The 19,297-nt window shown below is 59.8% G+C and carries 18 protein-coding genes; 8 read left to right on the forward strand and 10 right to left on the reverse strand.

What is annotated here, in order from left to right; all coding sequences use genetic code 11:
• Nucleotides 1–83: 83 nt before the first annotated feature.
• The 5 genes from DW123_RS03230 to DW123_RS03250 all read right to left on the reverse strand — a co-directional run bounded on the left by DW123_RS03230 (nt 84) and on the right by DW123_RS03250 (nt 8,040).
• The gene (locus DW123_RS03230) at nt 84–2,522 is read right to left on the reverse strand and encodes a DEAD/DEAH box helicase (protein ID WP_118273552.1); all 2,439 of its coding nucleotides are present in this window, start codon (nt 2,520–2,522) and stop codon (nt 84–86) included.
• A 116-nt stretch (nt 2,523–2,638) separates the two neighbouring features.
• Nucleotides 2,639–3,934 (reverse strand): ATP-binding protein, encoded by a 1,296-nt coding sequence (locus DW123_RS03235; RefSeq protein WP_118099099.1) that lies wholly within the window; start codon nt 3,932–3,934, stop codon nt 2,639–2,641.
• A complete protein-coding gene (locus tag DW123_RS03240; protein WP_233540167.1) occupies nt 3,927–5,687 on the reverse strand; it encodes a TerB N-terminal domain-containing protein in 1,761 nt (586 codons plus the stop codon). The genes DW123_RS03235 and DW123_RS03240 overlap by 8 nt, the downstream gene beginning before the upstream one ends.
• 87 nt (nt 5,688–5,774) lie before the next feature.
• Nucleotides 5,775–6,491 (reverse strand): DUF554 domain-containing protein, encoded by a 717-nt coding sequence (locus DW123_RS03245; protein ID WP_199407129.1) that lies wholly within the window; start codon nt 6,489–6,491, stop codon nt 5,775–5,777.
• A gap of 118 nt (nt 6,492–6,609) precedes the next feature.
• Complete coding sequence (locus DW123_RS03250) at nt 6,610–8,040, reverse strand: hypothetical protein (RefSeq protein ID WP_118273551.1); 1,431 nt, start codon at nt 8,038–8,040, stop codon at nt 6,610–6,612.
• 60 nt (nt 8,041–8,100) lie between these two features.
• Between DW123_RS03250 and DW123_RS09465 the strand changes: the two genes are divergently transcribed.
• The gene (locus DW123_RS09465) at nt 8,101–8,292 is read left to right on the forward strand and encodes a hypothetical protein (RefSeq protein ID WP_147336914.1); all 192 of its coding nucleotides are present in this window, start codon (nt 8,101–8,103) and stop codon (nt 8,290–8,292) included.
• Between the two features lie 31 nt (nt 8,293–8,323).
• On the opposite strand, the gene DW123_RS03260 is transcribed toward DW123_RS09465, so the two are convergent.
• The 3 genes from DW123_RS03260 to DW123_RS03270 all read right to left on the reverse strand — a co-directional run bounded on the left by DW123_RS03260 (nt 8,324) and on the right by DW123_RS03270 (nt 9,815).
• On the reverse strand, nt 8,324–8,923 hold the full coding sequence (locus tag DW123_RS03260; RefSeq protein ID WP_118273550.1) for a hypothetical protein: 600 nt from the start codon (nt 8,921–8,923) through the stop codon (nt 8,324–8,326).
• Nucleotides 8,924–9,012: 89 nt separating this feature from the next.
• On the reverse strand, nt 9,013–9,522 hold the full coding sequence (locus DW123_RS03265) for a hypothetical protein (protein ID WP_118273549.1): 510 nt from the start codon (nt 9,520–9,522) through the stop codon (nt 9,013–9,015).
• A complete protein-coding gene (locus DW123_RS03270; RefSeq protein ID WP_118273548.1) occupies nt 9,519–9,815 on the reverse strand; it encodes a hypothetical protein in 297 nt (98 codons plus the stop codon). Before DW123_RS03270 ends, DW123_RS03265 begins: the two co-directional genes overlap by 4 nt.
• A 345-nt stretch (nt 9,816–10,160) precedes the next feature.
• Here DW123_RS03270 and DW123_RS03275 point away from each other — a divergent pair, with 345 nt between their 5' ends.
• Genes DW123_RS03275 through DW123_RS03285 form a run of 3 tightly spaced genes read left to right on the forward strand, consistent with a single transcriptional unit; the run spans nt 10,161 to nt 13,786 of the window.
• Nucleotides 10,161–11,762: an FAD-binding oxidoreductase gene (locus tag DW123_RS03275; RefSeq protein WP_233502105.1), complete on the forward strand. Its 1,602-nt coding sequence runs from the start codon at nt 10,161–10,163 to the stop codon at nt 11,760–11,762.
• 2 nt (nt 11,763–11,764) lie between these two features.
• Entirely contained in the window at nt 11,765–12,580 is an 816-nt protein-coding gene (locus tag DW123_RS03280; protein ID WP_118273575.1) for an electron transfer flavoprotein subunit beta/FixA family protein, read from the forward strand.
• Complete coding sequence (locus DW123_RS03285) at nt 12,581–13,786, forward strand: electron transfer flavoprotein subunit alpha (RefSeq protein ID WP_118273547.1); 1,206 nt, start codon at nt 12,581–12,583, stop codon at nt 13,784–13,786.
• Here the strand turns inward: DW123_RS03285 and DW123_RS03290 are convergent.
• Nucleotides 13,783–14,595, reverse strand: a complete 813-nt coding sequence (locus DW123_RS03290) for an HD domain-containing protein (RefSeq protein ID WP_117763717.1) — start codon at nt 14,593–14,595, stop codon at nt 13,783–13,785. The genes DW123_RS03285 and DW123_RS03290 overlap by 4 nt on opposite strands.
• A gap of 137 nt (nt 14,596–14,732) precedes the next feature.
• Between DW123_RS03290 and DW123_RS03295 the strand changes: the two genes are divergently transcribed.
• From DW123_RS03295 to DW123_RS03310, 4 genes are all read left to right on the forward strand, one after another.
• Entirely contained in the window at nt 14,733–15,425 is a 693-nt protein-coding gene (locus DW123_RS03295; protein ID WP_117794336.1) for an AzlC family ABC transporter permease, read from the forward strand.
• The gene (locus DW123_RS03300) at nt 15,415–15,738 is read left to right on the forward strand and encodes an AzlD domain-containing protein (protein WP_117734514.1); all 324 of its coding nucleotides are present in this window, start codon (nt 15,415–15,417) and stop codon (nt 15,736–15,738) included. Before DW123_RS03295 ends, DW123_RS03300 begins: the two co-directional genes overlap by 11 nt.
• Before the next feature lie 142 nt (nt 15,739–15,880).
• On the forward strand, nt 15,881–16,903 hold the full coding sequence (locus DW123_RS03305) for a 2-keto-3-deoxygluconate permease (protein ID WP_118273546.1): 1,023 nt from the start codon (nt 15,881–15,883) through the stop codon (nt 16,901–16,903).
• A 339-nt stretch (nt 16,904–17,242) separates the two neighbouring features.
• Nucleotides 17,243–18,154 carry a GGDEF domain-containing protein gene (locus tag DW123_RS03310; protein ID WP_118273545.1) on the forward strand — a complete coding sequence of 304 codons (912 nt, stop codon included), beginning with the start codon at nt 17,243–17,245 and terminating at the stop codon, nt 18,152–18,154.
• Nucleotides 18,155–18,290: 136 nt separating this feature from the next.
• Here the strand turns inward: DW123_RS03310 and DW123_RS03315 are convergent, their stop codons facing one another.
• Nucleotides 18,291–19,226 carry a DMT family transporter gene (locus DW123_RS03315; RefSeq protein ID WP_117734511.1) on the reverse strand — a complete coding sequence of 312 codons (936 nt, stop codon included), beginning with the start codon at nt 19,224–19,226 and terminating at the stop codon, nt 18,291–18,293.
• Nucleotides 19,227–19,297: the final 71 nt, after the last annotated feature.

A 19,297-nucleotide genomic window follows, 5' to 3' on the forward strand; every position in this document is an offset into this window, starting at 1 on the left:
TGGGCTTTTTAGCTACCCCGGCAGGTATCGCGAACGGTTTGGCTGATTAACGGCAGGGATAGCTAAAAGAGCCCCGTCCCAAATTAGCTGGTCCAGCTGCGGATGCGCTGCTTCATGCCCTCGATATCGAGTACGCCTTCGGCAAAGCCCTTGCGCACGAGTTCCTCGGGAACAAATTCGTCGTAACGATCAAAGTAAGGCACCTCGCCGGGATAGACGAGCTCAATGGGATCGAAGTCCTTCTCGGCCTCGGCGGCGAGCACCTCAAAGAACGTCTCCTCGTCGGCCTTCATCTTAAACTGCATATAGTACGGTCGCGACGGGTCGAGTCCGCGAAGGCCCAGCTCAGCGGCACATTTAATCTTGAGCATGCGCTCGAGCGCCAAAAAGGCGTAGCTGCCCAGCCAGGGGAAGAACGCCCAGGTATCGCCGCCCAGGTTGATGAGCGGCTTGGTTCCTGCGCCCGAAATCTCGGCCGTATGACGAGCCTGCGCCAAGCGGGCTCTCGCGTTACCCATGAGGTACGGATATGCCGCGTGCTCGTTAAGCGCTTTGCGCATACGCTCGAGTACGTGTGTATTAATGTCGCCGGGGCAGTCGCCAAAGTAGGCCGGCACGCGACCTTTGACCTGTGTGGCAAAGACGGTATGACGCTTCCAGTCCACTTCCTCGACAATCCAGCAGTGTCCGGCGATGGCGATGCGCTCACCGGGCGGTGGCGGATTGACGATCGTGCCCAATTCGGCCGACTCGTTGCGAACGGTGAACTCCTCGTTTTCCTGAAACACGGCGTAGAACTTAAAGTTGTTAATGATGCGCTCGCCTGCGAGACCTACGATGAGCCCGCCGCCCTCGGTGATCTGAATATGGTCGATGGTAATGAGGTGACGGAGCAAGACGCGATAGTCATCGGCCGAGATGCGGTGAAAATAGCTGAGCGTGAGCACACGCTGGGCAAGTTCTGCCGGCGTGAGCTCACCGGTGCTGGCAAGTGTCGACATGGTCTGGTGATAGAGCAGACTATAGGGGAGTCGATCGAGCTCGGGTGGCTCGACCCACTTTTCCTCACGATAGAGTTGTACGAGCGCGATGCCCTGCAGGAGCTTCCACGGAATGGTCTCGGGCATCATCGTGCGCGGCTCGGGCTCTTCCTCGCGCATGACAAACCACATCTCGGGTGGAAGATCGCGGCGTCCTGTGCGGCCCATGCGCTGCAAAAAGGAGCTGACGGTAAACGGTGCATCGATCTGGAACGCGCGCTCCAGACGACCGATATCGATGCCGAGCTCCAGTGTGGAAGTGGTGACGGTTGTCTGTGCCTGCTCCTCGTCACGCATCAGCTCCTCGGCGGTCTCGCGCAGCGATGCCGAAAGATTGCCGTGGTGGATGAGAAAGCGGTCGGGCTCGTGTCGGCTCTCGCAGTAGCTGCGCAGCATGGAGCATACGGCCTCTGCCTCCTCGCGCGAGTTGGCAAAGACCAGGCACTTGCGGCCGCGCGTATGTTCAAAGATGTAGCCCATGCCGGGGTCGGCGTTTTCGGGCGCGGTGTCGGTGGGGTTGAGAAGCGCCTGCTCGGTCGCCCGCGGGATATCGACTTCGCCCTCGGGGGCCGAGGAAGTGCGACGATCCCTGGAGGTAACCTTGCCCCGTGCCTGTTCGCGACGCTGACGGCGCTCCTCCTGCGTGAGCTGTCCGCTGTGACGTCTGTCTTGGGTGCCGGCGGGCAGTGCCGTGGACGCTGCCGCCTCGATGCGCTCGCACGCAAGCACCTCGGCCTCTTGGGGACCAGCACTCTCGAATCCTCGCTGCTGCGCCTGGGGGCCCGAGTTGTAGAAGTGCTCCATGGAGATGCGCCACACGCGACGCGGTTCCTCAAAACGGGGGATAACGCAGCTGCGTCCCGTTCCCTGCGAGAGAAAGGCGCCCGTGCGCTCGGGGTCGCCGATGGTAGCCGAAAGGCCAATGCGTCGGGGCTGCACACCTGCCATGCGCGAGAGGCGCTCGATAAGGCAGAGCGTCTGCCCGCCGCGGTCGCCACGCATAAGCGAGTGAACCTCGTCGATGACCACATAGCGCAGGTCGCAAAACATGCGCGGGATCGCCATGTGCTTATGGATCAGGAGCGCCTCGAGCGATTCGGGCGTAATCTGCAAGATGCCGCTCGGCTTTTTAATGAGCTTTGCCTTGTGCGACTGCGAGACGTCGCCATGCCAGTGCCAGACGGGGATATCGGCCTCTTCACACAGGTCGTTGAGGCGGACGAACTGATCATTGATGAGTGCTTTGAGGGGACCAATGTAGAGGGCGCCTACGCTTGTGGGCGGGTTTTCCCAAAACTCGGTCAGGATGGGAAAGAAGGCCGCCTCGGTTTTGCCGGACGCTGTGGATGCCGTCAGGAGCACGTTGTCTTGCGTGTTAAAGATGGCGTCTGCTGCTGCAACCTGGATAGAGCGTAAGCTCTCCCAATCGTGGGAGTAGATGAAGTCCTGGATAAACGGGGCGTAGCGGTCAAAGGCGTTCACGGGGCCTCCTTTCAACAACGGGTTATCAAACGCAACGGGCAATGGGTCGTCGAATTGCAATATCGGCATTTGCCCAGATAAAACCTGCCAAAATAAACCTGTCCCTTTTTGGCAGGTTAGATGGTGAACTCGGCGAAGTTGCGCGCATCGGATGACGCGGGCGATTCGCCGGCTGGCGCGAGAGTATCGCCACCGACGCTTTGCAGCAACTCGGCTACGCTAGCGTCGGGGTTCTGACACAGGATATCGAGCAACTCGATAAAGTCACGAATGACTTCACGCGGCGTCAGGTGCGTATCGGCTCCCACGCGACCGAACTCAATCTTGAGGAAGTCCACCAGGTCGTTCTCGGTAAGCGTGGGCGTCCAGCCAAAGTAGCCGGCATGGATCTGCATGAGTTTTTCGATGAGCACCAGCAGCTCCTCATAGGTGAGTGGCTGCAGGCGGATGATGGGCGCGAGCATGTCCTTAAGGTCCTCGCGTGCAAAGCGGCCCTGGGCGAGTCGGCTGCGTAGGGCCTCGTAGGAAAACACACCGCGGCGGCGGTCCTCGATGGAGGTCGGCGTGCCACCCATGATCATGCCCAGGTACTGCGCCTTGCCCTGAAGTGTGTCGTTGTACATGGTCAGGATTTTCTCGTAGTTGTACTGGCGCGTGATGGCGTTGGGAATCTTATACAGATTCACGAGCTCGTCAATGAGCACCAGCATGCCTTTGTAGCCGCTGCAAACCAAAAAACGCGCGATGAGTTTGACGTAGTCGTACCAGTCGTCATCGCTGATGATGGTTGAGGAGCCCAGCTCGGCGCGAGCCTCGCTCTTGGTGCGGTATTCGCCGCGGATCCATTTGGTCACGCGGCTCATGGCCTCTTCGTCGCCCTCGGATACGGCCGCGCGATAGCGGCGAAGCATGCGGGTGAAGTCGAAGCCGTGGACCATCTCCTCGAGCGGGGCTAGTTGGGCATTGACGACCGACTCGTCGACGTCGGCACACGAGGCGACCCAACGATCCAGGATAAGGTTGAGCGCACCGCCCTCGGGGCGCGTTTTAGTCGATATATTGCGGATGAGCTCGCGGTAGGTGGCAAGGCCCTGTCCCTGACCGCCCTGGAGACGGCGCTCAGGGGATAGATCGGCATCGGCGACGACGAACCCCTCGCCCATGGCGTGCGTGCGGATGGTTTGGAGTAAAAAGCTCTTGCCGGCGCCGTAGCGACCGACCAGAAAGCGGAAGCTCGCGCCACCGTCGGCGATGAGGCTAAGATCGGTGAGCAGGGCGCGGATCTCGACCTCGCGTCCTACGGTGATGTAGGGAAGGCCGATGCGCGGGACCACGCCGCCCTTGAGCGAGTTGAGAATGACGGCGGCGACGCGCTTGGGCACGCGGGGTGCTGCGGATGCGGTATCACTCATGGTCTAGGTATCCTCTCACGTCTGCTTCGTAGTCCTCAATAATCTGCGGTCCTGCCGCGCTAAATTCAATTACGGTGTCGCCCACCAGATCAAAGAGCGCCTCGTTGATGGTATCGACGAGCATGTCCTCGCTCTGCTCCGATTGCGCTACCGCCGATTCCGCCTGTACTGCATTGTGCTCGAGCAGCGCGCGGAGATAGGCGTCTGCAACAGGCGCGAGTTCGTTCGTGGCGTCAACGGGCGCAGCAGCTGTAAACGCGGGCGTCGGCACAAGAAGCGGCGCCACAACACCAAACTGTTCGGTGGAAATGGTTGGCTCGTCGGCCTCGTCCTGCCGAATGGGTGCCGCGACCGCCTCGACCGTCGCGTCTGCCACGGGCTCGGCTTTCGACCGTTCGGAGCCTGCCGTATCGACCTCTGCGATCATTCCGTCCTCGCGCTCCTCGTCGATCAAAAGCGCCTCGCGCGTTTGCGCGGCGGCGCTCCGAATGTGCCCCAGCTGACTCAGATCGATATCGATCTTGACGGGCTGGTGTGCGGCGTCCCACGAAAGCCATGCCACAATCTCGTCATCGATAATCTTGGCCAGATATTTGGGGACCTTTTCTTCCTTAAGGGGATGGGCGGGGTCCAGCGCCAGGCGCAGGCGTTGGTCGCAGGCGCGCATCATTTCACCGAGCTTGCTGCTCTTTTGCCTACTACCGTGGATGCGCATGCATTCCCAAAAGCCGTTTTGGCAACGGTAGATATGGATAGGATCTAGGCGATATTCGCAGTCCTCGTGGCGCTCGGGCGCAAAGAATACGGCCGAGGCAAACATGGTGTAGGGCATGGCCGTCTCCTCCCCAAATAAACTCGCCACGATGCCGGTCTTTCGGTGCGTGTCATAGTAGCGCGCCATGCGGACATACACGGCGCACGCCACGTGGCGCAGATCGCGGTGGTGGCTGCGGTCGAGCCGCGAGTTACTTAGGTTATACGTGGAGAGGGCATTGATAGCGGCCATGAGTCGTTCCTCGCGCACCTCATCGGGCGGAAGGGGGAGCGTGGGCTCGGAGGTTTTGCGACGCTTAGGGGGCTGGCCGGACGGTGCCGGTGCTGGTACAAGGTCTCGTGCCGCGCGCCGCAGCTCGATAAGGGCGTTATCGAACATGACGGTTTTAGAGTCACGAAGCAGCTTGGGGTCGAGCCTGTGGAACACGGCGTAGTCCTGCAGCCACACGCGCGCAAACCGGTCGATGCCGGGCTCGAAGGCGTGATAGACATCCCAAAAAGCCTTGATCTTGTTAAAACCATCGAGCGGGTCATCTACGCCAATGCCGCAAATCAACTCATAGAGATACAGAAAGGCAAACGAGGTCGATGTCTCCTCGATATTCCCACGGCGCACTTGGGCACGCCAGGTAAAGTAGCCGCGCAACTGCCGGTCGCTCATGGCGTTGTAGGTGGGAAAGTACGACTTAAAGGTGCCGTTGTAGGGACAGTCGTCCTCAAAGTCGGCCATCAGCAGGCCTTGGCGGTAGAAAAGCTCGGCTTCCGAAAGCCAACGGCCCGCCCCGCCCTTTGGGTCTTCTTGCCAACGCGATATCTCACGCATCTTGCGGTATTGGTCGGGGAGGAAGTTCTGCATCTGTCGGCCGGTCTTGAGAATCGGCTCGTCTGCGTAGATTTCGTTTGAGAAGCGGGCGGACTGATGGGTCCGGGCCTCGGCCATAATGCGCTCGATGAGCATCTTGATGTCCTGGTCGGCCACCGCTCCTCCTCTCGAACACAGCTACGGTGACCTCATATCATAGCACAGCATCAAACAGATGTTCGAGATACCGCTGCGTAGATAGATTTAGAACAGGAGGGCGTAGATGACGGCGATGATGACGGAGGGAAGCATATTGGCAGTGCGGAAGGTCTGAGGACGGATGAGGTTGACGCCGACGCAGAAGATGAGCATGGAGCCTACGAGCGAAAGGCTGTCGAGGGCTGCCGTGGTCATGATGGGGGAGAGTGCACCGGCAAACAGCGTGATCGTCCCCTGGAACACGGCGACGGGCAGGGCGGAAAAGATGCAGCCGCGACCAAGTGAGGCCGTCATGGTGCAGACGATGATGCAGTCCAGTGCGCCTTTGAGGGCAAGCGTTGACCAGTCGCCGAGCAGGCCGTCCTGGATCGATCCCACAATGGCCATGGCGCCGATACACACGGTGAGTGAAGTCGAGACAAAAGCGTTGGTGAACTCGTTATCGCCCTCGCTGCCGGTTTTGCGCTTGAGCCATTCGCCAAGGTTCTCAATGGCGGCCTCCAAGTTGACGGCCTCGCCGATGAGCGAGCCGAGGGCGAACGAGACAATGAGCATGGTGGTACCAGTGGTCGCCAGCGCCTTCCCATCGATAAGGAGCATCTTTTGCATGGTGCCGCCAAGGCCGATAAACAGGACGCACAGCCCCGACGCTTTCATGAGCGTGTCTTGGATACGCGGTGTGATAAAGCGACCGCCCGCTAATCCCAAAAGACCGCCCGCAACTAAAAGGACAACGTTGATGATTGTTCCCAAGCCCGGCATGAGCCCTCCTGTATTGATGCCAACGTGGCAATCGTAGCAGAATGGAATGCGAGGCACATCGCGACTCATCTAATACGTTATATAAGTGGTATTAGGAATGATGCGCAGTATTTAAGCCTCAGGTGGTTGTCGGGACATAGGGATAGTAGTCAAAGCGCAGTGTCATAAGCCGCTGCGGGGATTCAATAGCCGCGGCGATGATATTGGCATCGCGGGCACGATCAAACCCTTCGAGTTCGATCTGATACGAGACGTCTTGCATAATGTCCAGACGTCGCCAGGCTAGGAGTGTGTCGCCATCGAATTCCAAGGTCTTGTCTCCGTCTGGGGCAACGGCGTATAGGCGCAGTTTAGCGGTGGTTGCAGGGTCGACAACCGTGACCTTTTTAATTTCGTTTCGAGTATTCTTGGCGCCCAACAAGGTGAGCAGTGTTGGGGCCACGACCTCGCCCGATGGCAAAAAGACGACTTCGATGGATTCAGGAAATGCGATGATGGCCGACTTGCGGACGGGCTGATTGGCGGCGGCAACTTCGATGTTCGCAGCGTCGATGACCTCCGTGTGGTCGAGCGCGGCAAGCACGCAGCAGTTACCTTCATCGATCTCTTGAGGATCAGCAAGCCCCAGGCTGTCCGCGAGCTCGGGATCGTTTTGATCGGTAGCGGGCTCATTCGGTGCTTCGAAAGAAGCTGGGACGCTGTTTGTCGGCGACGGCGTGTCGCCCGCACCCGCTTCCTTGTCCGCGCTCTCTTCTTGTATGGTTGCGTTGATGGGTTCGTCGTTTGAGGAGAGCGTCTTGGCGTCAAGCGCGGAGGGGAGAATTCCGATGGCTCCGGATCCGTTCCACTCCATTTCGAGAAGCGCCGGGTCGGCAAGAATGCGTTGCCTGCTTTGCGCGTGGGCATCGATTTCAATAGGGCCTGCTTCTATCCCTCGTGTAAGGCTGAGTGATCCGGCTGGCTTCTCGAAATGAGCATCTGTGTCTTTGGTGCTGACGGCGTAGAACAGCAGGGACGCTTCTCCCGCCGCGATGGCATCGGTGCCGGCTTTGGTCAGCCGCAACGATGCCGTGAATGAGAGGGTGGGCTGCGTGTCGTCTGCATTCGCGGCGGCGCAGCCCAGACATATACCGCCTCCTTTCTCGAAAAACGCACCGTCGAAGGCGACCTTCGCTCCGTTCGCCGAGTCATCGACCGAAGCGATGTCGATGCGCAGCTCTAAATTGCATGGATCGCCATCTGCATCGAGCACAACCGAGCGCCACGTGCAGACGGCGCACCCCGCCTGGGAGCCGTTTGCCTTGTTCGAACGATTGATATCCACGACTATCGAGCCGTCCGTATTACGACGAAGGCATCCCGAGGTTGAGATTGCAGCCTGTGCGAACGAAAAACGCTTGCACGCAATGGCGCTCGACGGATTTGGTGCGGAGCTTAGGGCTGCCGGTAAGAAGTCCGCCATGACGGGAGTCGCCCAGGCGGCGACAGGCGTTCCGGTTGCGAGCGCGCCGCAGAGTGCGACGACGGGCAAAAGGTTCTTCGATGCCATGGGGTCTCCTTAGCTAATTTAGTGCGGCCTGTCCGTGTTTTGTTTCTGGCTGCGTTTGATGTGCAGACCGAGGCCGGCGGTCCCCGCGCCTGCTGCTGTGGCGCCTGCTGCCAAGAGCCATCGTCTGTCGCCTGTCTGCGCCAACGGTTCCTCGCGGTCGCCACGGTCGAGCTCCGAGAGGTCGACCGTCACTTGCGTGGCGGCCTGTGCCTGTTCTTGCTGGGCAAAGGCCATGGCTGGCTCAAATGCTAGGATGCTGACGGCGGCGGCCAGGGCGACGGCCTTATGCCGTGTGCGCACCGGGCTCGACCGTCCAGGTGATCGTTGCAACCTGATCGCCTTCGCCGGTTACGCGGAAGATGTCGCGCGTGACGCGGGCGACGTTTCCGCTTGTCTTGAGCTTAATTTTGTCCGTGCCACCGGCAATGCCCTGGTAACCCATGTCGAAGGCTGCATTCTTGGAAAGATCGAGGCCCGTCTCCTGCATTGCGGTGCTAGCGTTCTGGAGTGCGCCGTCGGGGCCGACCTTAAAGTCGATGGAGTTCTGCACGGTTCCGGCCTTGGCGTCGGCGGCAATGGTCCAGGTGTTCATGGCGTCGATCTTCATGTTGGTGACATGGATGCCGTAGGCCGAATGATTGTCGATGGTGGTCGCGTCTTCTGAGGGGCCCTGAAGCGTGCCGTCGGCCTTGGCGACGAAGGGAATAACCGTCGGAACTTTGAACTCAACGTTGTCGATCTCGGTCCTGACCATTACCTTCGTGGTTCCAACGCGCCCGGCTGCCATAGCTGGCGTCGGGGCGGCGCCCATTGCGAGCGCGAGCGCGAGCCCTGCGCCCACGACGAGCGCTCTGGCTCCGTTCATGTTCCTGGTGATGTCCATGGTCGTTCCTTTCTATTCGCCGCGGGCCGTCCCCGCGATGATTGGACAAATGCCGGTGAATTGCGTGCGGTGCCGCGTCGGCCGGAAAGCTAGTTCTCGGCTTGCTCAACCCGTACCTTGACACGTGTTGGATTGCCGTGGCTGTCGAGGGTCTTTGCATCGAGTGCCTGGATCTCGATGTATGCTTCGCCTTCTTTGATGTTGCCGGCGGGGCACGTCTCGATTGTCTTGCCGGTCTCGACCACACCGGATTCGTACATGGTCTCGTCGTTTTGGATGACGCGGAATCGCTGGGGAAATTTATTGTCTTGGACGTTTTGCACGTTGATGCGCAGCTTGCCGTTCTCCTGCAGCTGAGCGACCGGCGCGACCGAGATCGTCATCATGTTGTCGCGGACGATGGCGTCGAGCTCATCTTGGATTTCTTGGCGCGATTTACCCTCTGCCGTCGTGACTGAGGCACCCGCTTCGGGCACGGGTTGCGACTGCCAGGCGTATAGCCCTACGGCGATGAGGGCGCAGACGATAGCCAGGCAGACAACGGCGAGTTTCTTGCGACGTCCCAGTCCTGCGAGGCGGGGCGGCTTCTTCGCACTCATGCGGCATCCTTGGTGGTGTAGACACGTGCGAACGTGGACGGGTCCGCTCCAAAGAGCATGTGAAGCATCAGGCGGCGCGAGTAGATGAGCTCGTCGAAGTCGTGAGGGAGCTCGATGTCGTGGATACGCGCGATGTGGTGGGCGAGCGCCGAGAACGACTCGGGGTCGCAGATAACATCGGTGGTGACATGGTAGACCACCGTATCGGGGAACGCCTCTTCGTCGAAAGGCAGGAGATAGGGATCGTCGTCGACCTCGATGGCGACGCCGTACTGGGGCCAGTAATATGCCATGGGAACCTCCCTGCTCTTGGGCCAAAACTTCTATCGGTTTTGGCTGTCGACGCCGACCCTATCAGTCGCAACTTGACCAATTTCTGACCAAATGCTTGACGGATTAGTGTCTCCGCAGGTAAAAGGCAGCAAAAATTACTTCAACTTTTTTCGAGCGACAATCGAGCGATCGGCGACGGCGTGGCCATATGTGTTAAAAGCATCGTCTGTCGAGGAAGACTTGCCGTTCGCCGAATTGCACGAACGTAAAAAACGCCAATTATGGAGACGGTCTCGAACACGTCGACGAAACGATGCGGTAACATCTCCCTGCAAACACTGTAGTTAGCTAAAGGGGGAGTTCGCGTGTCTGCAACCATCAAACCCTTCACCGACGAGTTCGAAGAGTATGGCCGCGATGAGTCTCGCACATCGGGCGAGGCCTCAAGCATCTCGTTTCCGACAACGGAGAACGAGGTCCGCGCCATTTTGAAAAAGCTCCATGCCGAGCGTGTCCCGGTGACGGTTCAGGGCGCCCGGACCGGTCTTGCCGCCGGCGCTGTGCCTCATGGCGGTCACATTCTCAATACTTCCCGCATGAATCGCTACTTGGGCCTTCGCCGCGATGAACAAGGCCGCTTTCTGCTGCGCGTGGAGCCGGGCGTTGTGCTTTCGGAACTGCGCAAGCAGCTGGGCAAGAAGGTACTGCCGGCTGCTGGCTGGGACCAGGCATCGCTTAAGGCCTACGATGAGTTTCAAGAGGCCCGCGAGCAGTTCTTTCCCACCGATCCCACCGAGGCATCTGCCTGTCTGGGCGGCATGGCGGCATGCAACGCCTCCGGCGCCCGCAGCTACGCTTACGGCCCCATGCGCCCGCATATCACGGGACTCCACGTCGCGCTGGCTGATGGCGATTTGCTTGAGCTTCAGCGCGGCGAGGCTTTTGCCCAGGGCCGCCACCTGTCGCTCGTGACGGCAGAGGGCCACACACTCGAGCTCGATCTTCCTGGCTACACCATGCCCAAGACCAAAAATGCCTCGGGTTATTTTGTTGCGGACGATATGGACGCCATCGACCTCTTTATCGGCGCTTGCGGCACGCTCGGCGTTATCACCGAGCTCGAGATTGCCCTGCAAGCGGCACCTGCGGTCGTTTGGGGTGTGAGCTGCTTTTTCGATAGCGAAGACAAGGCCGTGTCCTTTACCGATTCCGTGCGCCCTGTCCTGTCCCATGCGGCTGCCATCGAGTACTTCGATGCTGGCGCCCTGGATATTCTGCGTCGCCAGCGCGAGCAGTCGACGGCGTTTGCCTCGCTGCCGGTGCTCGACAAAGAGGCCAAGGTCTGTGTCTACGTGGAGCTCGACTGCGATGACGAGGCCCAGGCGACCGAGGAGCTGTACCACCTGGGATGGGTGCTGGAGCTTGCGGGCGGCCGCGACGATGCGACATGGGTCGCGCGCACCGAGGTTGATCGCGAGTGCCAGCGGTTCTTCCGTCATGCGGTCCCCGAGAGCGTCAACATGCTTATCGACGAACGCCGCCGCATGGATCCTACCATCACCAAGCTGGGCTCGGACATGTCGGTGCCCAATGCACACTTGGCCGATGTCATCGCCCTTTATCGTCGCACGTTGGCCGAAAGTGGGCTTGAATCTGCCGCCTGGGGTCACATCGGTAACAACCATCTGCATGTGAACATCCTGCCGCGCGATGCGCAAGACTACCGTCGCGGTGGAGAACTCTTTGCCCAGTGGGCTTCCGAGGTCACGGCCATGGGCGGTGCCGTTTCTGCCGAGCACGGCGTCGGCAAGATCAAGGCGGGCTTCTTGGAGACGATGTACGGCCACGAGGCCATGGTCGAGTCGGCGCGTCTCAAACTCCAGCTCGATCCTGCCGGCCAGCTGGGTCGCGGCAACCTGTTTGCGGAGAAGTTCTTGGATGGACTCGTCCAGAAGGGGGGCGCGTGAAGATGAGTGATTTCCATATGGTGGTGTGCGTCAAGGCGGTGCTCGGAAGCACCGAGGTCAAGATGGACCCCAAAACCAATACTATCGTGCGTGATGGCAAGCAGGCGGTCATTAACCCGTTCGATGCAAGCGCTCTGGAATGCGCGCTGGCGCTGAAGGACGACTTTATCGGCTTTGGCATGGACGTGCGTGTGACGGTGGTGTCGATGGGCATCCCCGCGACCGAATCGCTGCTGCGCGACTGCATCGCCCGCGGTGCCGACGACGCGCTGCTGCTGACCGACCGAGCCTTTGCGGGTGCCGATACCCTAGCCACCACCTATGCCCTCAAATGCGGTATCGAGGCACTCGATGAGGACTTTGACCTGCTCATCTGCGGCAAGATGGCAGTGGACGGCGATACGGCCCAGATCGGCCCCGAGCTGGCCGGCGCCTTTGAGATCCCCTGCGTGACCGACGTGAGCTGTGTGCAGAGCGCGGGATTTACGACGTGTGGCTCGCTGGCGCTCGTCCACGGCTGCGATGCCGGCGAGGAGACGGTGTACCTGGAGATGCCGTGTGCGATGACGACCGCCAAGGAGATTGGCCAGCTGCGCATGCCGAGTATTGCCGGTATTCGCGCGGCCGAGGATGCAGACGTGCGCGTGGCTAGCGCTGCCGACGTAAACGCCGATCCCTCGCGTTGCGGCCTTGCCGGATCACCGACGCAGGTCGTGCGTTCGTTTGTGCCCGACCGTGACCAAACGTGCGAGGCCGTTGAGGGAACGGCGTCCGAGCAGGCGGTAAAACTTGCCAAGATTATCGAGGAGATGGCATAGATGAGCGGACTGATAATCGATAGCGAGGCCTGCGTTGGCTGTGGCCGCTGCGTTCGCGCCTGCGCCTCGGGTGGCATTGTGGTGGAGGGCGAGCGCCCCAACCGTTGCGCCCGCGTAACCGACGGCTGCATCCTGTGCGGCGGGTGCGTCGACGCCTGCCCCGTCAGCGCTATCTCGATTGAGCGCGACGAGGCCGCTGGCGCGGTGGACCTTGATGCATATCGAGACATTTGGGTCTTCGTGCAGACTGACGAGCACGACGCCGTGGCTCCTGTGGCCTACGAGCTCATGGGTAAGGGCCGCGAGCTTGCCGATGCTCGCGGCTGCCGTCTGGTCGCACTGGTCGGTATGGGCCCCGAGGGTTCTCTCGGTGACCTGGAGCATCTGGTTTACGCCGGTGCAGACGAGGTCCTGGTCTGTCGCGACGAGCGCCTGTGTCAGAACGACGCGGAGGTCTACGCCCGGCTGATCTGTGATTTGGTAGCCGAGCGCAAGCCCGAGGCAATTCTGTACGGCGCGACCGCGTTTGGCCGCGAGCTGGCGCCTGGCGTTGCCGTGCGCCTGCAGACGGGCCTCACGGCCGACTGCACCGTGCTTTCGATGGATGCGGAGACGGGCTTGCTGCAGCAGACGCGCCCGGCGTTTGGTGGCAACTTGATGGCCACCATCATTTGCCCCAACCACCGTCCGCAGATGGCAACGGTGCGTCCCGGTATCTTTAAGGCTCCCGACTTCGACTACGGCCGTTTCGGCACGATCACCCAGATATCGCTTGCGGATGATGCTAAGGCCCGTGTCGAGATCTCGATTCCCGCCGAGGAGTGGGGACAGCAGGCCTCAATTGCCGATGCCGAGCGTCTGGTCGTGGTGGGCCGCGGCATTGGCTCCAAGAAAAACCTACCGCTGATGCGAAAGCTTGCCGAGGCTCTGGGAGGCGAGCTTGGCTGCACGCGCCCCGTGGTGGAGGCCGGCTGGCTGGAGTATCGCCATCAAATTGGCCAGACGGGTGTATCGGTCTCGCCCAAGCTCCTCGTGAGCATCGGTGTCTCGGGTGCTATCCAGCATCTCGCCGGCATCGGTGGGGCGGAGTGCATTATCGCCATCAATGAGGACCCGGATGCCCCCATCTTTGGCGCCGCCCAGTACAAGGTTGTTGGAAACGCCGTCGAGGTCGTTGAGGAGTTGCTGGCTCAGCTCGAGTGCTAAGCGCTTGCCAGCCAGCGGCGCAGCTCGTCCTTAAGGCGGCTCCAGGTTGCCTGCGTGGTGGGGTCGATAAAGGGCCGCGTAATGCCAAAGGGCGCGTCGAGCAGGCGATAGATATCGCCTTGCTCGCGCGCCAGCGCACGGCTTGTCGGATAGACGAGCTCAAACATAAAGCAGATGAGTCCCACCAGGTAGTCTGCGGGCTCGTTGCGTTCATCGCGTGCGACGCAGCGGTGCTCGTCAAAGGCGGCCAGCGTCGGTGCCGAGAAGCGACTGGCTACAAACGCGTCCTCATCCACTTTGAGGATAGTGTCGACAGTGCTGTCGGCGATGGTGCGCATAATGTCGATCTTGTCGCCATCGCGCACGATATCGCAGAAGCTCCGCGTGCGCTCGTCGAGCTGCGCGGGTAGACGGAAATCACTGTGATAGGCAATGCTCGCTCGGATGAGCTCATCTTCTGCCGGGTCATCGATAAAGTCGCGAATGCTCGTTACGGCGGGCGCATCGGCGGGATTCTCGCCAAAGAGAACCTCGACGCCCAACGCCGCATGGCTCATGCTCTCGGCATCTTTAAACGTGTCCCAGCGTCGCAGCTGTTCAAAACGACCCATATCGTGCAGCAGTCCGCACAGCCACGCCAGGTCAATGTCCTGCGGTGACCAACCTTGTTTACGTGCCACGGCATCGCATGCCTCGGCAACATGATACGTATGCTCGATTTTGAGTGCGATACGTGGATTGGCGGCATCGTAGGCATCGGTATAGGTCTTAAAGGCCGCAGCTGCCCGCACACGATCGATAGCTGTCATAATGACTTCCTAAAAAGTTGTGTCTTTCTGTATCTTTCGATCCGGTGGCAATTGTAGGTGATGTCGGTTGCTGCCGGACGATGATTCTGCCGTGTCGTTGAATGCAGAACGGATAACTTGTCGGGACGAGGAGCGTTATGGTGCTCAAAATCATTAAAACCGTCTGGCCGGTGATGCTTACCTATGTTGCTATAGGTGCGCCGTGCGGAATGATTATGGCGCAGACGGGGATGGAACCATGGATGGTTTTTGCCCTGAGCAGCACGTTTGTGACGGGCTGCGGACAATTTATGGTCTGCAACCTGTGGCTGGCGGGCGTGCCTGCGGCATCGATTGTCGCCAGCGTCGCCGCAATCTCCTCGCGCTTTGCACTTTACTCGGCATCGATCGCACCGCATCTGGCGGGTGCCTCGAAGCGTCAGACGCTGGCCGTTGCCGCGACGCTCACCGAGGAGGCATATGGCATCTCGCTTGCCAAGTTGATTGAGGGGCAGGATTGGGGTCCGCGCGAGTCCTTTGCGCTCAACGTGATCCTCGTCGCAACATGGGGCGTTTCGTGCACAACGGGCGCCGTTGTCGGTGCCGTTGTCGATGTCCCCACCGCTCTTGCAGGTTTTGTCTGCACATCGCTCTTTATTTGTCTGCTCTTTTCGCAGCGACTGTCGCGTGGCAATGCCGTAGCTGCCGTTTTGGCTGCGGTGTCCGTCGCCGTATGCAAGTTCTTGGGGTGGACGAATGTCGTCGTGCCGGTAAGCGTGCTCGCCGGCGTTGCCGCGGCGCTCGCGTGCGATGCCCTCGCCGAAGGAAGGGGTGCTCGCGATGCCCGTTAACGAGTTTTTGGTCCTGTGGCTCTCGTCGTGGGCGGCCATCGCGTTTTTCCGCATTGCTCCGGCGTTTGCCTTGCGCGGGAGAACGCTTTCACCCCGCGTTACCGAGGCCTTGGGCTATATTCCGCCCGCCGCCTTTGCGGCGCTAGTCGCTAACGACCTGATAAGCCCCGGCGCTTTCGATGCCGGCCTGTGGCAGGGCCTGATTCCCTGGATCGCATCTGCCGGCGTCGTGGCGGTGGCAATCAAGACAAAGTCGATGCTGTGGTGCTGCGTCTCGGGCATCGTGCTCTATATCGTTTTGAGCCTCGTATAAGAACAAGGCGCGTTTACCGTCTCGACTTTACGAATCGAATTTCTCACCGAGCCGGTCTGCTTCTTCTGGTACCATGGTCAAACTTTACTGTAGCAAAGTATGACGTGGGCTTTTGTGCCCCGTCAACGGAAATGGGGGTTTCATGGCACAGGAAGCGACCGCCAACGAGCAAAAGAAATTCAAAGTACCGCGAATCCCGGGCGACATCATGATCTATCCGATGATCGTCGGCCTTTTGCTCAATACCTTCTGCCCGCAGGTCTTCGAGATCGGTGGCTTCTTTACCGCCGCCTGTCGCGGCGGTTCCAATACCATCGTCGCCGCGATCCTGCTCTTCGTGGGTGCCGGCATCAGCTTTAAGTCCACGCCGGGCGCTATCAAGACCGGCGTCGTCGTACTGATCCCTAAGCTTGTGGTGGCAGCCGCGCTGGGTCTGGGCGTTGCGTATTTCTTTAACGACAACTTTTTGGGCCTGAGCTCGATCTCCATTATCGGCGGCATCACCTTCTGCAACATGGCGCTCTATACGGGCATCATGGGCGAGTTTGGCGATGAGTCCGAGCAGGGCGCCGTAGGCATCCTGTTCTTTACGGCCGGCCCCGCCGTCACCATGATCATCCTGGGCGTTTCTGGTCTTGCTAACATTCCGCTGGGCACTATCATCGGCTCCATCCTGCCGCTTGTCATCGGTATGGTTTTGGGCAACCTCTTCCCGTTTATCAAGAACCTGCTGGTTCCCGGCACCAATCCCGCGATTGCCGTCATCGGATTTCAACTCGGCGCGTCCATGAGCCTGTCGAGCTTTGTCACCGGCGGCATTTCCGGCATCTTGCTGGGCCTTGTCACGCTGTTTGTCGTCGGCCCCATCACCTTTGCGTTCGAGCGCCTGTGCGGCGGTAACGGCAAGGCCGCCGTGGCTTGCTCCACCATCGCCGGCACGGCTATGACCACGCCGGTTGCTCTTGCCGAGGTGGCGCCGCGCTATGCCGAGCTTGCTCCCACCGCGTACGCCCAGATCGCCACCGCCGTTATCATCACGGCGATCATGGCTCCGATTCTTACTGGCTGGGTCGACAAGAAGTTCTGTCAGGGCAAGGAGGATCTGTCGCCTGCCGGTGTCGAGGCCATCGAGGAAGCCGTCGCGACCGACATCGATGGCGAGTAGCAATCGTCATTCATCAATGATGCCGGCGTGCAATTCGCGCCGCTTGAGCGCCCGAACGAAAGCTGTCTTGCAGCAACGTTCGGGCGCTCTGCTATTATTCCCCTTACCCCTGCGGGTAGGGGTGTTTGTTGCCCAGACCCGAATCGGGCGATTCTGACCACTTGGATATTGAAGGGATGGCGTCTAGTGGTTAAGGCACTCAAGATTGAGATATTCCTGCTCTGCATGATTGTTCTTATCGGGCTTGCCGCGCGAAGCCGTCGCTCTTTATTCTCGAGTACCCAGCAGCTATTGTTTAGCATGCTCGGCTATACCTCTGCCGCGTAAATATTATTCGATATGATCTGGACGCTCTCGGATGGTGTGGACGGCACGCTGGGCATTGCCGCCAACTGGATTTCCAACGCGGTTTCGTTTTCGCTCTTTGCCAGCGCGTGTCTCGTTTGGTTTATCTATTCCGAGACGGTGCAGGGCTCTCGCCTTTCGACCGCGCGCTATAAGGTGGCGCTCGTAACGTTGCCTACGGTGCTGGTGGTCGTGCTGGCGTTTACGAGCTGTTGGACGCACGCCCTGTTCTATATCGATGCGCAGGGCGTGTATCATCGCTGCTTTGCCTATATGATCCAGCCCATCGTCAGCTACTGCTACGTTATTCATACGTCCCTGCACGCGTTTGTGCAATCGCGCAGGGTCGAGAGTCTACAAAAGAAGGCCATCTATCGAACCTTGGCATTTTTCGCCATTCCGGCCCTGGTGGGCGGCACCTTTCAGGTCGTGTTTTCGGTGCCCGGGCTTTGTGTCGGCATAATGATTAGCATGCTGCTGCTCTACATCGTCTGCCAGGAGCAGCTGATCTCGACCGATCCGTTGACTGGCCTCAACAATCGAAACCGTTTTGAGACCTATATGCTGTCGCTCTTCTCGAATGCGGATCATACGGGTGATGTGTATCTGCTCATGATGGACGCTGATGGCTTTAAGCAGATTAATGATCGCTACGGACATGTGGAGGGTGACCGCGCTCTTCAGCTCATCTCCACCGCGCCCAAAGATGTCTGCTCGGCGTCTGGTGGCTTTATCGCACGTTATGGCGGCGATGAGTTCGTAGTGCTCCAAAAGGCGATAGCAGAGCAGGACATCATGCGCCTGTGCGAGGCAATCAACGACGAGCTCGCGCGTACCGAGGTGCCGTATCTGTTGCGGATGTCTATCGGCTACGCACGGATGGGTGATGGTGTCGATACCTGGTAAGATTTGCTTCGCGCTGCCGATGCGGAGCTCTACCGCGTAAAGCACGAGAAGAAAAAAGCCGGCGTCCAGATACGCTAGAAAAAAGCGACCACGCGAATGTCCGCTGCAGGTGCGGCATATGCAAGGGCCTGGCTTGTTAGGCCTGTTTAGGTTTGTTGACAATGATGATGCCGCCGCAGACCAGGAACAGGGCCACAATGACGGTAACGGGGCTTGTGCCAGCACCCTCGCCGAGCAGCAGCGCGCTTAGCGCTACGCCAAAGACCGGGTTCATAAAGCCAAAGACCGAAACGCGGCTGACGGGGTTGACGGCGAGCAGGCGAGACCACAGCGAGTATGCGACGGCGGAAATGAGTGCCATATATATGATGAGCGCGATGGCGGGGACGATTTTGGTGGGGGATAGCGCGCCGCCCATCAAAAGCCCGATGGCGGTAAGGACCAGACCGCCGACTAAAAACTGCCAGCCGGCGAGTAAAACGCCGTCATGCTCGCGCGAGAAAATGCCAATGAGGCAGGTCGACAGGGCGCCCGCAACGGTGGAAGCCAGGATAAAGCCCTCGCCGTCGAGCGCAAAGCCAAAGGTGCCATCCGCGCCCGAAAGGTTGACGAGCGCTACACCGGCAAAGCCCAACACGCAGCCAAGCACCTTGGCTGTATCGAGCTTCTCGGTGTGAAACGCCAGAGCGGCAAAGAGGATTGCGAGGAAGTTGGCGCTGGCCTCAATGATGGAGCTCGACATGGCGCTGGCGCGCGAGAGTCCCAGGTAGAAAAAGAAGTACTGCCCGATCGTCTGGAAAAGCGACAAGACAAAGATGGGCTTGATGTCGCGAGCCTGCGGGATGAGTGGGCGGCGCTTCGCCGCGCTCATCCCAACGATGACCAGGGCGCCGGCAAGCGTGAAGCGCAAGCCTGCAAAGAGCAGCTGCGAGGCACTATCGTGCGCGGGAATGCCAAAGAGCTCGTAACCGATCTTGATGCAGGGGAAAGCCGATCCCCAGAGCGCACAGCAGATAAGGCAGCCCAGAATGAGTCCGGGCAGGGTGGCGAGATGCGGCTTGCGGCTTTCCATGATGTCCTTCCTGTATGCGCGAAGCAAAAAAGAACCCGCCACCGGAGGTGCCGGCGGCGGGTGTTGTTACC

The sequence above is a fragment of the Collinsella sp. AM10-26 genome, assembly GCF_003472525.1.
Taxonomy (GTDB): Bacteria; Actinomycetota; Coriobacteriia; order Coriobacteriales; family Coriobacteriaceae; genus Collinsella.

Excerpts from the sequence above, each read along its gene's own strand:
- DW123_RS03235 (WP_118099099.1), bottom strand. The coding sequence starts at position 3,934 with ATGAGTGATACCGCATCCGCAGCACCCCGCGTGCCCAAGCGCGTCGCC.
- DW123_RS03245 (WP_199407129.1), bottom strand. The coding sequence starts at position 6,491 with ATGCCGGGCTTGGGAACAATCATCAACGTTGTCCTTTTAGTTGCGGGC.
- DW123_RS03250 (WP_118273551.1), bottom strand. The coding sequence starts at position 8,040 with ATGGCATCGAAGAACCTTTTGCCCGTCGTCGCACTCTGCGGCGCGCTC.
- DW123_RS03260 (WP_118273550.1), bottom strand. The coding sequence starts at position 8,923 with ATGGACATCACCAGGAACATGAACGGAGCCAGAGCGCTCGTCGTGGGC.
- DW123_RS03265 (WP_118273549.1), bottom strand. The coding sequence starts at position 9,522 with ATGAGTGCGAAGAAGCCGCCCCGCCTCGCAGGACTGGGACGTCGCAAG.
- DW123_RS03270 (WP_118273548.1), bottom strand. The coding sequence starts at position 9,815 with ATGGCATATTACTGGCCCCAGTACGGCGTCGCCATCGAGGTCGACGAC.
- DW123_RS03280 (WP_118273575.1), top strand. The coding sequence starts at position 11,765 with ATGAGTGATTTCCATATGGTGGTGTGCGTCAAGGCGGTGCTCGGAAGC.
- DW123_RS03285 (WP_118273547.1), top strand. The coding sequence starts at position 12,581 with ATGAGCGGACTGATAATCGATAGCGAGGCCTGCGTTGGCTGTGGCCGC.
- DW123_RS03290 (WP_117763717.1), bottom strand. The coding sequence starts at position 14,595 with ATGACAGCTATCGATCGTGTGCGGGCAGCTGCGGCCTTTAAGACCTAT.
- DW123_RS03295 (WP_117794336.1), top strand. The coding sequence starts at position 14,733 with ATGGTGCTCAAAATCATTAAAACCGTCTGGCCGGTGATGCTTACCTAT.
- DW123_RS03300 (WP_117734514.1), top strand. The coding sequence starts at position 15,415 with ATGCCCGTTAACGAGTTTTTGGTCCTGTGGCTCTCGTCGTGGGCGGCC.
- DW123_RS03305 (WP_118273546.1), top strand. The coding sequence starts at position 15,881 with ATGGCACAGGAAGCGACCGCCAACGAGCAAAAGAAATTCAAAGTACCG.
- DW123_RS03310 (WP_118273545.1), top strand. The coding sequence starts at position 17,243 with ATGATCTGGACGCTCTCGGATGGTGTGGACGGCACGCTGGGCATTGCC.
- DW123_RS03315 (WP_117734511.1), bottom strand. The coding sequence starts at position 19,226 with ATGGAAAGCCGCAAGCCGCATCTCGCCACCCTGCCCGGACTCATTCTG.